Source organism: Opitutus sp. sgz309028 (assembly GCF_059821195.1).
In genome coordinates, this window is the sequence record NZ_JCAMRR010000002.1 from 444,649 (window position 1) to 458,552 (window position 13,904).

7 protein-coding genes are annotated in these 13,904 nt (G+C 67.4%); all 7 read right to left on the reverse strand.

What is annotated here, in order from left to right; translation table 11 throughout:
- Positions 1 to 90: 90 nt before the first annotated feature.
- Positions 91 to 2,637: an ABC transporter permease gene (locus tag AC6RV7_RS07675; RefSeq protein WP_500093330.1), complete on the reverse strand. Its 2,547-nt coding sequence runs from the start codon at positions 2,635 to 2,637 to the stop codon at positions 91 to 93.
- A 101-nt stretch (positions 2,638 to 2,738) separates the two neighbouring features.
- Complete coding sequence (locus tag AC6RV7_RS07680; protein ID WP_500093331.1) at positions 2,739 to 3,107, reverse strand: VOC family protein; 369 nt, start codon at positions 3,105 to 3,107, stop codon at positions 2,739 to 2,741.
- A 4-nt stretch (positions 3,108 to 3,111) separates the two neighbouring features.
- Positions 3,112 to 3,552 (reverse strand): DUF3788 family protein, encoded by a 441-nt coding sequence (locus tag AC6RV7_RS07685; protein WP_500093332.1) that lies wholly within the window; start codon positions 3,550 to 3,552, stop codon positions 3,112 to 3,114.
- A gap of 108 nt (positions 3,553 to 3,660) precedes the next feature.
- A complete protein-coding gene (locus AC6RV7_RS07690; protein ID WP_500093333.1) occupies positions 3,661 to 6,102 on the reverse strand; it encodes an ABC transporter permease in 2,442 nt (813 codons plus the stop codon).
- A gap of 41 nt (positions 6,103 to 6,143) precedes the next feature.
- Positions 6,144 to 8,546 (reverse strand): ABC transporter permease, encoded by a 2,403-nt coding sequence (locus AC6RV7_RS07695; protein WP_500093334.1) that lies wholly within the window; start codon positions 8,544 to 8,546, stop codon positions 6,144 to 6,146.
- Positions 8,547 to 8,742: 196 nt separating this feature from the next.
- The gene (locus AC6RV7_RS07700) at positions 8,743 to 11,160 is read right to left on the reverse strand and encodes an ABC transporter permease (protein ID WP_500093335.1); all 2,418 of its coding nucleotides are present in this window, start codon (positions 11,158 to 11,160) and stop codon (positions 8,743 to 8,745) included.
- Positions 11,161 to 11,254: 94 nt separating this feature from the next.
- Positions 11,255 to 13,660 (reverse strand): ABC transporter permease, encoded by a 2,406-nt coding sequence (locus tag AC6RV7_RS07705; RefSeq protein ID WP_500093336.1) that lies wholly within the window; start codon positions 13,658 to 13,660, stop codon positions 11,255 to 11,257.
- Positions 13,661 to 13,904 lie beyond the last annotated feature (244 nt).

The following is a 13,904-nucleotide window of genomic DNA, read 5'->3' on the forward strand; positions in this document are numbered from 1 at the left end:
GGAACAGGCGGACAACGCCGGCAGCGGATCGGCGTTCATTCGGTGGGTTGTCGAACGAAACGGTTCCGTTCGCCGTGCTCCGCGGGACCGCTATTCCGCGCGCAGCGCATCCATCGGACTGATACGCGTGGCGCGTCGTGCCGGCAGCCAGCACGCAACGGTTGCGACGATGGTCAGCACCAGCGGGGCGAGGACAAACGTCACCGGATCGAACGGGCTGACTTCGTAAAGCAGCCCCGCGCAGGCCTGGCCGATGGCGCACCCGAGACCCGCGCCGAGGGCGAGGCCGGCGAACGTCATCGCGAGGCCTTCGCGTAGGACCATGCGTTGCACGGCGCCCGGTTCGGCGCCCAATGCCATCCGAATGCCGATCTCGCGGGTGCGACGGCTGACCGAATAGGCCTTCACGCCGTAAATGCCGACCGCCGCGAGCAGCAGCGCGAGGCCGCCAAACAGGCCGAATAACGTGGCGCCGGTGCGCACGGTCCAGAGCTGCGCGCTGCTGTCGAGGTGCTGACGGAACGATTTCACGCCGAACAGCGGCAGGTTCGCCGCGACGCTGCGGATTTCCTTCCGGATCGTGTCGAACAGCGCACGTTGCGCGGCCGGCGACAGCGCGACGGTGCGCACGTGGAAGAAGGCGTTGCTCTGAAAGCCCTGCGCGAACGGCACGTAGATCGCGCCACGCGCGGAGTGGTCGAAGAGATCCCAGCGGGTGGCGGGCACGATGCCGACGATCTCGATCGTGGACGCCGCCGCGTCCTTTGGCGGATCGCGTTCGACGAACTGGAGGCGCTGACCGAGCGCGTCGCCATCCGGGAAAAGCCGTCGCGCGAGCGTTTCGTCGACGATCGCGACAAGCGGCGCGCCTTCGTTGTCGGCCTCGGCGGCGGTAAACGCGCGTCCGCGCAAGAGCGGCAGACCCATCGCGGAAAAGTAGTCGGCGCCGACACTCGTCCAGCGCGCGCTCTGCCCCTTGGGGTCGGCCGGGCCGTCGCTGGGGGAGGACGCGACGCCGGTGGGACGAATTTCGCGTTCGATCGTGCTCATGCCGAACGGCACGAGCGAACCGATGGCGGAGGCCTGCACGCCCGGCAGCGCGGCGAGCCGCTCGTTGATGGCGCGATAGAGCAGGAGCGTTTGCGTGCGGTTGTAGTTGCCCAGCGAGGCGTCGACTTCGGCGAGCACGGTGTCGTCGGCCTTGAAACCCGTGTCGATCGCGGCGGCCTTGATCGCGCCGCGGACGAAGAGACCGGCGGCGGTGAGCAACGCGAGCGAGAGCGCGATCTGGATCACGACAAGCGGGTGACGCGGCAGCCAGCGCATGTGTGGGCGGCGGAGAAAATCCTGGCCGGCCTGTTCCTTCAAATCCGGCGCGGTGTCGCGCCGCGTGAGTTTCAGCGCGGGGCCAAGAGCGAAAAACACGGTCGCCAGCGCGCAAAAGCCGAGCGTCGCCCCGAGGATCGCGGGATTCGTCACGCCGCGGAAGGCCAGCGCCACCGGCATCAGACGCGCGAGCGATCCGGCGAGCAGGCCGGTGCTCCATTGCGCCAGCAGCAGCCCCGTCACTCCGCCGAGGGTCGCGAGCACGAAGCCCTCGGTGAGCAGCTGACGCACGATGCGCAGACGACTGCCGCCGAGCGCGAGCCGGACGGCGACCTCCTTGCGCCGGGCGGCGCCGCGGGCGAGGAGCATGTTGGCGAGATTGAGGCACGCGATCAGCAGCACGATCGCCGCCATCGAAAGGAGCAGCGTGCCGATGATCGTGAGCTGCGTTTCGCGAGTGGGATTCGTATTCGCGCTGAGACGAGGCAGCTCGCCCACGATCATCGTCTGATCCTTTTGCTCGACCGGGAAAATCGTTTCCAGGTTTCGTGCGAGCGGACGCAGCGCGGCATTGGCGGCGGCGGGTGAGACGTCGGAGCGGAGGCGTCCGACGAGAAACAGATTATAGGCATCGGCGCGGTCGAGCGTGCGCTGGGCCGCGGCCGGATCGTAGTCGTTGGCCAGAAGACCGTAGGCGCCGAGCGGAAAATAAAGTTCCGGTCCGAACAGCATCATGGTGCCCGTGAAGTGTTCCGGCGCGATGCCGACGACGGTGAACAGGCGCTCGTTGACGCGGATGGTTTTGCCGACGAGCGCAGGATCGCGGCCCGTGCGCTGCCAATACAGGTCGCTCGCGATGACGACGTCGGCGTTGCTGCCAGGTTTTTCCTCGTCGGCGGAAAACGTTCGGCCGGCCGCGAGCGGCACGCCCAGAACGGAGAAATAATTGCCGCTCACGATGGCGGAGAACGTGCGGCGCGACGCCTCGCCGTCGTTCAGTCCGACCATCGCGAGATTATACGCCAGAATGCCGGCGAACGGACTGTCGGTCGCCGCGGCGAGCTCGCGATAAGCCGGATACGACGCGAGCCGGAAGGACGAGGGATTTTTCGAGTCCTGCGTGTAGAGCTGGACGACCTGAGCGGCGTCGCGATACGGGCGCGGGCTCCAGAGGAGCTCGTGCACGAGGCTGAACACGGCGGTGTTGGCGCCAATGCCGAGCGCCAGCACGGCGACGGCGGCGAGGGTAAACGCGGGAGCGCGGCGGAGCAGCCGCAAGGAGAAGCGAAGGTCTTGCAGGAGGGTTTCCATGGAGCGGCGGGGTTTGGGCGCAGCGGACTTACACCCGGCGCGCCGCGAAAGTTGCGCACGTCGCGTTCTTCGCCGCGGGAAATGCTCACGACGCAGAAATCTCAGCCGCACGTGCCGTCCGCGCGTTGATGCAGGATCAAGGGATTGCCGTCCGGATCGAGGACATCGAGATGACGGCACACGCCGTGATCCTCGGGCGGACCGCCGACGCTCGCGCCGCATGCGACCAGATGCGCGTGAAAGGCCTCGATCTCGTCGACTCCCAGCGCGAGACACGGACCGCCGGTGCCCGGATGCGGGTTCGCCCCGCCGTGGAGCGCGAGCGTGACATTGCCGCAATCGAACTCGGCCCACTGCCACTCGGGGCTGAAAAGGGTGAGCTTCAACCCCAGCACATCGCGGTAAAAGGCGACGGCGCGGTGGAGATCGCCGACTTCGTGGCGAACGAAATCCATGGCGCGGATCTTCATGGGACTACGCCCGGTAGTGCGCGAGTTTGGCGGCGAGCAGCACCGCGAAAATGCCCGCATCGAACGACTGCCGGTCGAAGACGAAGGAGGTGCCCTCAGGGTAGCGGCGGGCGGTTTTCAACCGCGCGCCGATCTCGCGTTGGTGCGGGCCGGCAAGGAGCGAGGCGATGGCGTTGCGACCAAGAAGAATTGAGAGCTGGAAATTGCCCGGCTTGGGCACGAAATAAAACAGACGGCGCTGCTTCTGGAGGGCGACGCGATACCAGCCGACCCCGGGCGAATATTGCCACGACAACGTGGCCGCCGGATAAGCCGAATACAACTGGTTGAGGATTTCTTTTTGCAGCGGCGCGGCGAGGCCCAGCGTTGAGACGAGGGCCTCCTCCGCGGGCTCGTGGTCCCGGTCGGGAAACGCCGCGACCGCGACAGCAGACGTGGTTTTCATGCACAGGCGATCAGTGGCCGGGGCGTGTGTGACGAACCACCGGAGTCTAGCGCCCGGCCGAGCGATGACGAGCGGAATGCCGTCCGCCGCGCTTGAAACGGCCCGACCTCACTCCGCCCGCAGCGCGACGATCGGATTCACCCGCGTGGCACGACGGGCGGGAAGATAACAGGCCAGCAGCGCGGTCAATGCGAGCGCGAGCGGCACACCGACAAAAACCGTGAGATCGAAGGGGCTTACGCCGTAAAGAAATCCGGCGAGGAGGTGCGTGACTGCCAGCGCTCCGGCCAGGCCGGCAGCGATCCCGACCAGCGCCAAACCCAGCCCGCGGCGCAGGACGTCCGCGATCACGTCCGCCGACGTGGCGCCGAGCGCGATTCGCACGCCGAATTCCTGGGTGCGCTGCGCGACGGCATAGGCCATCACGGCGTAGACGCCCATCGCCGCGAGCACGAGTGCCACGGTGCCGAGCAACGCGAGCAGGCTGGAGGCGATCTTCTGCGTCACGACCGCCGCCTCGATGTAGGTCGCGAGCGGCAGCGCCTTCCAGATCTCGACGGCGGGATCGATCGCGTGGATCTCGTTGCGCACGGCTTCGAGCATCGCGGCGGGCGATCCGCCGCTCACGCGCACACACAAGCCAAGGTCGAGCGACCACGGCGCCTGCAGGCTGGGCTGGTAGAAAAACGATTCGGGCGGGTCGTTGAGCCCGCGGTATTTCCCGGACTTGGCGACGCCGATCACGCGCGTCTCCGTGTCGTTGATACGGAACGTGCGTCCGATCGCATCCTGCCGGGGCCAGAGCCGCTGCGCCATGGTTTCGTTGACGATCGCCACGCGCGGGGCGTCGAGCGAGTCGCGCTCCGTGAAGTCGCGGCCCGCGAGCAGCGGGATGCCCATTGTGTCGAAGTAATGCGGCGAGACGATCGCGAGCCGGAAATTCATCTGTTCGCCCGCGCGGCGCGGCTGGTCCGGAAGTTCGACGTAGCTGGTGCCGGTGTCCTCGAAGCCGAGCGGGAACCAGTTGGCGAGCGCGGCCGCTTCGACGCCGGGCAGCCCGGCGACGCGCTCACGCAGGACGCGGTAAAATTGCGGCGCCGTCTCGCGGGTGTAGCCATTCATGCCGACGCGTAGGCCGACGAGGAGCACACCGTCCGGCTTGAGTCCGGGATCGATGTGGCGCGAACTCTTCAGGCCCTTCCAGCACAGCCCGGCGCCCACGAGCAGAACGAAGGCGAGCGTGACTTCCACGACCACGAGGATCTGCCGGGCACGATGATGCTCGCCGCTGCCGGACGAACGTCCGCTTTCCTTCAGGGTATCGTTGAGATTGGGACGCGAGGCGCGGAGGGCGGGCACGAGTCCGCACAGTACGCCCGCCACCAGTGTGAGCCCCACGGTCGCGAGGAGCGTCGGCGTCTCGATCTCGAGCGCGAGGCCGATCGGCAGCGGCGTTTTGGGCACGAAGAGCACGAAGAGGTCGACCATCCAATACGCGAGCAGCACGCCCAGCGCGCCGCCCAGGGTCGTGAGCAGCAGGCTTTCGGTGAGCAGCTGGCGGATGAGTCGCGCGCGGCCGGCCCCGACGGCGAGCCGGATGGCGATCTCCTTGCGCCGGCTGGTGGCGCGGGCGAGGAGGAGATTGGCGACATTTGCGGTGACGATCAGGAGCACGCCGAGACTCACGGCCAGCAGCAGTCCGAGCACCGGTCGGAAGATTTGCGCCGCGCCATACGTGGCGTCCCACAGCGGCCGCAGGTGAAAGCGGATGTCGCGGTTGGTTTCCGGATACGCCTGTCCGAGTCGGAGCGACAGCGCGGTCAGCGCGGCGCGGGCCTGGTCGAGACTGACGCCCGGCTGGAGCCGCGCGAGCGTGTGATGCCAGCGGGCGTAGCGACGGAGAATCTGATTCGCGTCGAGACCCGAGTAGGCGACCTCGCGGTGCATCATCGTGGGCGCCCAGAAATCGCAGCGCAGGCCGGTGACGTCGCCGTAGAAGGCCGCCGGCGCGACGCCGACAATCGTGAAGGCGTGCCGGTTCAGTTCGACGACGCGACCGATCACGTGCGGATCCCCGCCGAAATGCGTTCGCCACAAAGGCTCGCTGATGACCAGCACGGGATGACCGCCGGGCTTCTCGTCTTCCGACGGAAGAAACGTCCGACCGAGCAGCGGTTTCACCTCCAGCACGTCGAAGAAGTTGGCGGTGACGATCTGTCCGTAGAGCCATTCGAGCCGGCCGTCGATCGCGAGACAGGCGGGGGTCTGCTGGGAGCCGGTGACGCCGCGGAAGACCTCGGTCATCGCGGCGGCGTCGCGCAGGTCGGGCAACGAAACGGTGTCCCACATCCGCTCGCCGTGGCTGGTGGTGATGAACGCGAGCTCATGCTGGCGCGCCACCGCGGGCAGCGGCCGCAGCAGGATCTTGTCGATCCAGCACAGCACGGTCGTGTTGGCGCCGATGCCGAGCGCGAGGGAGAGGACCACCACGGCGGTGAAGCCGGGTGCCTTCGCGAGTTGGCGGAACGCGAATTTGAGATCGGCGATCATGGCGGGGAAACCGCCCTAAGAGCGGGAGCAGAGGCAACCAGTTATTCGACGCGGAGCGCGGCTTGCGGATCGATGAGCGTCGCGCGGCGGGCGGGCAGCCAGCAGGCGAGCAAACCGACACCGGTCAGGACCAGCGTCACGTAGACGAACACCAGCGGGTCCGGCGGGGCGGCGTTCGATATCAGCCGGCTCAACAACCAGCCGAGGGCGACCGCCCCGGCGAGTCCGATCGCGGTGCCGAGCAAGGCCATGCGCAAACCGGAAAACAGGATCATGCGAACGATGTCGCCCGGCTGGGCGCCGAGCGCGATGCGCACGCCGATCTCGGGCGTCCGCCGCACCACGATGCGGGCCACGACGCCGTAGATGCCGAGCGCCGCGAGAAACAAACCGAGCAGCGAGAAGCAGACCAGCACGGTGCTGAACAAGGACGCGGTGCCGATGACGAGACGCGTCACGTCTTCGATGCGGCCGAACTGCTGCGGCACGAGATCCAGGTCCAGGGCGGCGATGGCCTGTCGCATCGGATCGGTGAGCGCGGCCGGATTCCGGGCGCGGACGGCGACGGTGACGTAGTTCCAGGTTTCCTGCGCGAGCGGACGCAGCAGCAGCAGCTTGGTCGTCGTCGGCACGACGCCGGTGGCGAAGTCGACATCGGCCACGACGCCGACGATTTCGCACCAGCCGGGATTGTTCGGGTCCGGCGTGCCGATGCGCTGGCCGATCGGATCCTGGTTGGGAAACAGCGCGGCGGCCATTGACTCGTTGATAATGGCCACGGGCAGCGAACTCGCATTGTCGGCTTCGGTGAAGCCGCGGCCGGCCTTCAGCTTGATCCCGAGCGTGGAGAAATAGGACGGCGCGACGCCGTTGATGAAGGCGAGCGGTTCACGGCCGGGATGTGCCGGCGGGCGGCCTTCGACGGCCATCGAGCGGCTCGTGAGGTATTGGAAAATGGGCAGCGTCCACGCCACGGTCGCGTCCTCGACGCCGGGCAGCGCGCGCAGTCGCTCCTGCAGGCGGGTGTAGAAGAGGTAGCTCTCCTGCGGCGTCGAATATTTGGCCGGCGGCAGGTTGAGGACGGCCTGGATGATTTTTTCCTGATCCCAACCGGGATGGATCGTGACGAGCCGGTCGACTCCCCGAATGAAGCCCGCGGCACCCGCGAGGAGAATCAAGGCGTTGGCGAACTGGCTGACGATGAGCGCCTGTTGCATCCGGTTGTGGCCACGATCGGCGGTGTTGCCGCGGCTGCCGCCCTTGAGCGTCTCGCTGACCCGCACCCGGCTGACGCGCCAGGCCGGAACGAGCCCGAAGAGGATGCCGGTGAAAACCGACAGCAGGACGGCGAACATCAGCACGCGCCAGTCGAGTTGCAGCGTAAGCCGGAACAGGCCGCTGGACGAAAGCCGGCTGGAAATCCAGTCGTTGCTCCACGCAGCGACCATGATGCCGAGCAGCCCGCCGGCCAGCGAGAGCACGAGGCTCTCCGCGATTTGGGGGCGGATGAGTTGTTGACGCGACGCGCCCAACGCGGCGCGGACGGCAAACTCATGGGATCGGGCGATGGCGCGGGCGAGCTGCAGGTTGGCGAGGTTCGCGCAGGCGATGAGCAGGACGAACGCCGCGAGGGAAAGCATCATCCAGGAAATGGTCTTGGTCGCCGGATTGCGGGCGACGGAAGCGAGTGTCACGGCCCGCAGCCCGTCCTCGCTGCGATTCGCCGGGCGCAGCTCGGCGAGGTTGCGCGCGAGGGTGGCGAGTTGGGAATTGTATTGCTCGAGCGTGATCCCGGCGGGGCGTCGCGCGATCAGCGACAGTTCCATTTCGCTCAGCTGCATCTTTTCCTGCGGCGTGAAGCCCATCGGTCGGAGGCAATCCGCCGGGCCCCAGAGGAAGATTGACGAAAAGTCCCGCGGCATGACACCCACGATCGTGGTGGGCTCGCCGTCGATGCGCACCGAACGGCCGACGATCGCCGGATCGCCGCCGAAGTGCGCCTGCCACGTGTCGTAACTGAGAATCACGACGTGGTTGCCCGGCTGGTCCTCCTCGGCGGTGAACCAGCGGCCGAGCTCCGGCTTGAGGCCGAGCGTCGGCAGGAACGTAACCGAAACCCGGATACTGTTGAGATTCACGGGCGCGCGGCCCTCCGGCATCATGGTGTAGCCCCAGCCGCGAAACGCCGCGAGCTGCGTCGAGCCGGCGGTGGCGCGCGTCAGCTCGAGGTAGTCCGAGGCGGAGTGTCCGCCGTTGGGATTCTGCGGATTCGTGCGATAGATGCGGACGAGGTCATCACTTTGTGGATACGGCAGCGGCTTGAGGATGAGCAGATTCATCAGGCTGAACATCGAGGTGTTCAGGCCGATACCGAGCGCGAGCGTGAGGATGACGATGGCGGTGAAGGCCGGCGTCTTGGCGAGGGAGCGGAAAATGACTTTCATGGTGGGGCGGTCGTGGAGAAGGACGGAAGATCCGTGCCTGCCTCATTGCAGGGTGCATGCCGCGGCGGTGGAGCCGTTGTTAGTGGCTAATGATAAACGGAATAAAGTTTTCCTTGTCGGCGCGGTGCGAAAGAAGCGTTCGGATTCGAAACGCAGCTTTCCCATCCATGGGACGGCCCGGGGCTGGGTCGTCGCGTTACTCAGCGCGGAGAGCGGTCAACGGATCGACTCGCGTGGCGCGGCGGACGGGCACGAGGGACGCGCCGAAAACGACGGCGAAGAGCAGTCCGACCGTGCCGGCGAGGGCGAGCGGATCGGCGCCGGGCAGACCCGGAATGCGCCTGCTCAGGAAGATCACGAGACCGGCTGCACCGACGAGGCCGAGCGCGACGCCGGCGGCGGCGAGGCCCAGGCTCTGGCGAAGCACGAACCATTGGACGTCGCGCGGCTGGGCTCCGAGCGCGAGCCGGATGCCGAACTCGGTCGTGCGCTGGATCACGAGCGTGGAGATCACGCCGTAGAGGCCGATGGCGGCCAGCGCGAGACCGAGCGCGGCAAAGCCCGCCAGAAGATCGTTGGCGACCTGAAGATTCCGACGGGCGTTGTCGACGGACTCACGGATGGTCTGCAAATCCGCCAACGGCAGATCGGGATCGATCTCCGCGACGGCGCGGCGGAGCGGCTCTGCGAGCCTCTCCGGGTGCTGTGCGCGCACCGAGACGGCGAGATAGCCCCAGGGCTCCTGCACGAGTGGCCGATAGACCTGCAGACGGGTTTCCGGAAGGCCGAAATTTGCGACGAAGCCGACATCGCGCACCACCCCGATCACCTCGGTCCAATTGCGCTGTCGCGGATCGGTATCGCCGATGCGTTTGCCGACCGCGCTTTCGCCCGGCCAGAATTGCCGGGCGACGGTTTCGTTGACCACTGCAACGCGCGGACCGTCGGCGCGAACGTCATCGGGAAGCAGACGGCCCTCGAGCAGTTGCAGACCGAGCGTGGGGAAAAAATCCGGCGTCACCATCACGTAGTCCGCGACCGGTTCCAAACCCGGCGGCGGATCGGCGCGACCCTCGACTGCGAGTTTGCGTGAGCCCTCGTAACCGCGGATGGGGACGGACGAGGACAGCGCCACATTTACCACGCCCGGGAGGATGGAAACCCGTTGCAGCAGACGCTCGTAAAACTGGAGCCGGGCTTCGGCCGTCACGTAGCGGTCCGTAGGCAGCGCGTTGGGGAGCGTGAGCGTGCCGATAAGGAGGCCGTCGGTGCGCCAGCCCGGATCGCGGGCGGCGAATCGTTGAAGGCCCCGAATGAAGAACGCCGCGCCGGCAAGCAGGACGAGAGCAAACGCGATCTCGGCCACGATCAGCAGCCGACGAACCCGGTGCCTCGAAAGGTCGCCCGTCGAGCCGCGACTCCGGCTCTTGAGCGCGGTGTTGAGGTCTGTGCGCGACACGAACAACGCGGGCGCGATGCCGGAACCGATTCCGGCGCCAACGGCGACCAGCAGCGCAAAACCGAGGACGTTCCAGTCGAGAGAGAGGGGCAGCGGCACACCGCCGACGAAATCCAGGCGGCGGGAGAGCAGGTCGTTGAGCCAGAGGGCGAGCAGGATGCCGAAGACGCCACCGGCGAGGGCGAGGACAAGGCTTTCGGTGAGCAACTGGCGCACGAGCCGACTGCGGGAGGCGCCGAGTGCCGCCTGCACGGCGAAATCCCGGGCCCGGGCGGAACTGCGGGCAAGCTGGAGATTCGCGAGATTGGCGCAGGCGATGAGAAGGACAAAACCCGAAAGCGCCAGCGTCAGCCAGGAGACGTCGCGGCCGGTCTGGTCCAGCGCGGTCTCGTGCAACGGCACGAGCTGCAACCCGGTGCCGGCGTTGGTATCCGGGAACTGCTGGGCGAGGCTCGCGGCGATCGCGGACGTGCCTGCTTGCGCCGAAACGAGCGGCATGCCGGGCCGCAGCCGCGCGATGGCGCCGAGCCAGTGCGTGCCGCGGTCGTGCTGCCAGTCGGCCGAGATCACCAGCGGCCGGATCGCCTGCAACCGACCCCAGAAAAGCGGATAGGCAAAGCCGGGCGGCATGACGCCGATCACGGTCTGCGGCACGCCATCGATGCGCACGGTGCGGCCGATGATGTCGGGATCGGCGCCGTAACGATCACGCCAGAACGCGTCGGTGAGGACGACCACGCGGTCGCGTCCAGGTTGTTGTTCTTCGGCGGTGAACGCGCGGCCCAGCGCGGGCTGCAGGCCGATCGTCGCAAACAGATCCGCCGATGCGAGCACACCGCGCAGACGTTCCGGAGGCTGGCCGGGCTCCGCGAGGCTGAACTGCCACCACTGGAAGGCGGCGAGCGAGGCGAAGGCGGGGTTCCGGGCGCGAAGATCCTCAAGATCGGGGAGCGAATGCGGCCAGGTCCGGGATTGCGGCGAAGTGCGGTAGACGCGGACGAGGTGTTCAGGTTCTGGATACGGGGCGGGTTGCAGCAGGAGGGTGCGAACGACGCCGAACATCGCGGTGTTCACACCGACGCCGAGGGCGAGGGTGAGAAGCGCGATCGCGGTGAAACCGGGCGATTTGGCGAGCGAGCGGAGGGCGGCCTTCATGGAACGTGCGGATTGAAGATCTGCGTTGCGAGCGCGACGGCGGGCGTGGGACCTGAGCGCGAATCTCCGGGGTGAACGTCTGAGTGAATCGCATCTATTCGGCACGCAACGTGATCATCGGATCGATCCGCGCCGCGCGCCGCGCGGGCAGATAACAGGCGAGCGCGCCGACGGCGGTGAGGCCGACCGCCACCGCGGCAAAGCTGAGCGGATCGAACGCGGACACACCGAACAGGATCGAGCCGAGCACCCGCGTGAGCGCGACGGCGGCGAACAGCCCGAGCACGAGGCCCGCCGCCGCGAGTTTGAGACCATGCCGCAGAATCAGCGCGACGACCGAGTTCGGTGTGGCACCGAGCGCCATGCGGACCCCGACTTCGCGCGCGCGCTGACCGACGTTGTAGGCCAGCACACCGTAGAGGCCGAGCGAGGCGAGCGCGACCGCGAGCGCCGCGAACGCACCGAGCAGGAACACCGTGAGCCGCTGCGTAGAAACGCTCGCCGTGAAAAGTTCCTCCATGCTTTGCACGCCGAAGATCGGCAGCTCGGGCGCGACCTCGCGAATCGCCTGACGAATCGCCGGGACGAGGATCGCTTCGTTTTGGTCGCTGCGCAGAACGAACGTGAGCGACGTCGGCACCGATTGCGTGTGCGGAACGTAAGTTTGCTCGCGCGTGAGCAAGCCCGAGGCGAGGCCGTAGTTTTGAATCGGCGCGACGATGCCCACGATCTGAATCCAGTCGCTGCTCTCTTGCGGCGGCGTGCTGCCGTAGACGAAACGCTTCCCGAGCGCGTCGGTGCCGGGAGGGAAATTTTTTTCGACGAAACGGGTATCGACGATCGCGACCTTCGGCGCCGTCGCGCTGTCCCGCTCGTCGAAGGCCCGGCCGGCGAGCAGCGGGATCCGCAGCGTGCCGAAAAGACCACCGCTCGTCTGGAAGAATTCGGCCGATGGCTGCCGTCCGGCCTCCGGGAGCCGGCTGCCTTCCACGTAATAGATCCGCTGATTGCCGCCGCCGCTGAGCGGGAGCGGATCGATCAGCGCGACCGAGCTCACCCCGGGCACCGTGGCCAGCCGGTCGAGGGCGCGGCGGATAACGGCCGGACGTTGCGCGGCATCGGTCGAGCCGTTGCCCGGCACATTCCAGTTCACGGTCAGGATGCGCTCCGTCGCGTAGCCCGGATCGGCGGAGTAAAGATTCGACAGCGTGCGAATCATGAGCCCGGCGCCCACGAGCAGCACCGAGGTGAGGGCGAACTCGCCAACGATGAGTCCCGCCCGCCAGCGATTGCCCGCGCCGGAGGAGCCGCGCGTGCCGTCGACGAGCGTCGCACGCAGGTCCTGTTTCAACACGTGCACGGCCGGGACGAGTCCGACGACGACGCTCGTAATCAGGGTCGCGACGGCGGCGAACGCGAGCACGGGCGCGTTGAGACTGACCTCGTCGATGCGGGGGACGTTGGCGGGCAGCAGCGAGCGCAGAGCATCGAGTCCCCAAACCCCGAATACGACGCCCACGATGCAGCCGGCGCCGCCGAGCATCAGGCTCTCGACGAGAAGCTGGCGCACGATTTGCGCACGGCTGGCGCCGAGCGCGGCGCGAACCGCGAATTCGCGCGCCCGGCCGTGGGCCCGCGCGAGCTGGAGGTTGGCGACATTGGCGCAGGCGATCAACAGCACGAAACCGGCGGCGCCCAGCAGCACGAACAGCGCGGGGCGGACCCGGCCGAAGGCGCGGTCGGCGAGTGGCTGGACGGCGGCGGACTGGTGCGCGTTGGTGGCCGGATATTCACGCGCGAGCTGTTCGGCGATGCCTTTGATGTCCGCGACGCCGGCCTCGTAGCTGACGCCGGGCTTGAGTCGCGCGACGCAGTAAAGTCCCGGATGATTCCTGCGCTCCTGATACCCGTCCGCGAACAGTCCAAGGGGAAGCCAGACGTCCACGCTGGCGGCGGGAAACTGGAAGTCGGCCGGCATCACGCCGACCACGGTGTAGAAATCGCCGTTGAGCTGGAGCTTCTCGCCGAGAGCGTCGGCGCGGCCGGAGAAGAGCCGGCGCCAGAGCCTCTCGCTGACGAGCACGGTGCGTTCGGCGCCGGGTTTGTCCTCGTCGCCGGAGAAGACGCGCCCGAGCAGCGGCGGGACGGCCAGCGCTGCAAAGAGATCGTGGCTGGCCATGATGCCGGTGAGCCGTTCGCTTTCGGTCGGACCGACGTAGTTGACGCCGTGAAACCGGAAGGCGCCGAGCGCGGTGAACGCGCGCTGGCGCTCGCGCCAGTCGGTGAAATTCGGATACGACACCGACATGTTGGGCACCTGCTGCGACCATTCTCCGATGAACAGGAGCCGGTGCTGTTCGGGATAGGGCAGCGGCCGCAGCACGACGCCGTACACGACCGAGAAGATGGCGGTATTCGCGCCGATTCCCAACGCGAGCGCGAGCAGCGCGACAACGGTGAAGCCGGGCGATTTGCAGAGCGAACGGAAGGCGTGGCGCATGACAGGAAAGGGACGGCGAGCGGGTGAGGGAAAAGGCGATGCGCGGGGGCGCGTGATCGTTTTGCAGACTCTGTGCCAAGGCCGTAATGCCTCCATCATGGCGCTGCACCTCAGGAGCTTGCGATTCTGAGTTGTGCCGCGGGCGAAGCGACGCCGCTTGAAAACGGAACGGCGCCGTCCCGCGAATGGGAAATCGGCGCCGGGCTGACACGCCGCGATCGCGGCGTGAGTTGAAGGGGTAAGT

What these genes read in the sequence shown, in the direction of transcription:
- AC6RV7_RS07690 (WP_500093333.1), bottom strand. Translation starts at nt 6,102, where the DNA reads ATGATCGCCGATCTCAAATTCGCGTTCCGCCAACTCGCGAAGGCACCC.
- AC6RV7_RS07695 (WP_500093334.1), bottom strand. Translation starts at nt 8,546, where the DNA reads ATGAAAGTCATTTTCCGCTCCCTCGCCAAGACGCCGGCCTTCACCGCC.
- AC6RV7_RS07680 (WP_500093331.1), bottom strand. Translation starts at nt 3,107, where the DNA reads ATGAAGATCCGCGCCATGGATTTCGTTCGCCACGAAGTCGGCGATCTC.
- AC6RV7_RS07675 (WP_500093330.1), bottom strand. Translation starts at nt 2,637, where the DNA reads ATGGAAACCCTCCTGCAAGACCTTCGCTTCTCCTTGCGGCTGCTCCGC.
- AC6RV7_RS07685 (WP_500093332.1), bottom strand. Translation starts at nt 3,552, where the DNA reads ATGAAAACCACGTCTGCTGTCGCGGTCGCGGCGTTTCCCGACCGGGAC.
- AC6RV7_RS07705 (WP_500093336.1), bottom strand. Translation starts at nt 13,660, where the DNA reads ATGCGCCACGCCTTCCGTTCGCTCTGCAAATCGCCCGGCTTCACCGTT.
- AC6RV7_RS07700 (WP_500093335.1), bottom strand. Translation starts at nt 11,160, where the DNA reads ATGAAGGCCGCCCTCCGCTCGCTCGCCAAATCGCCCGGTTTCACCGCG.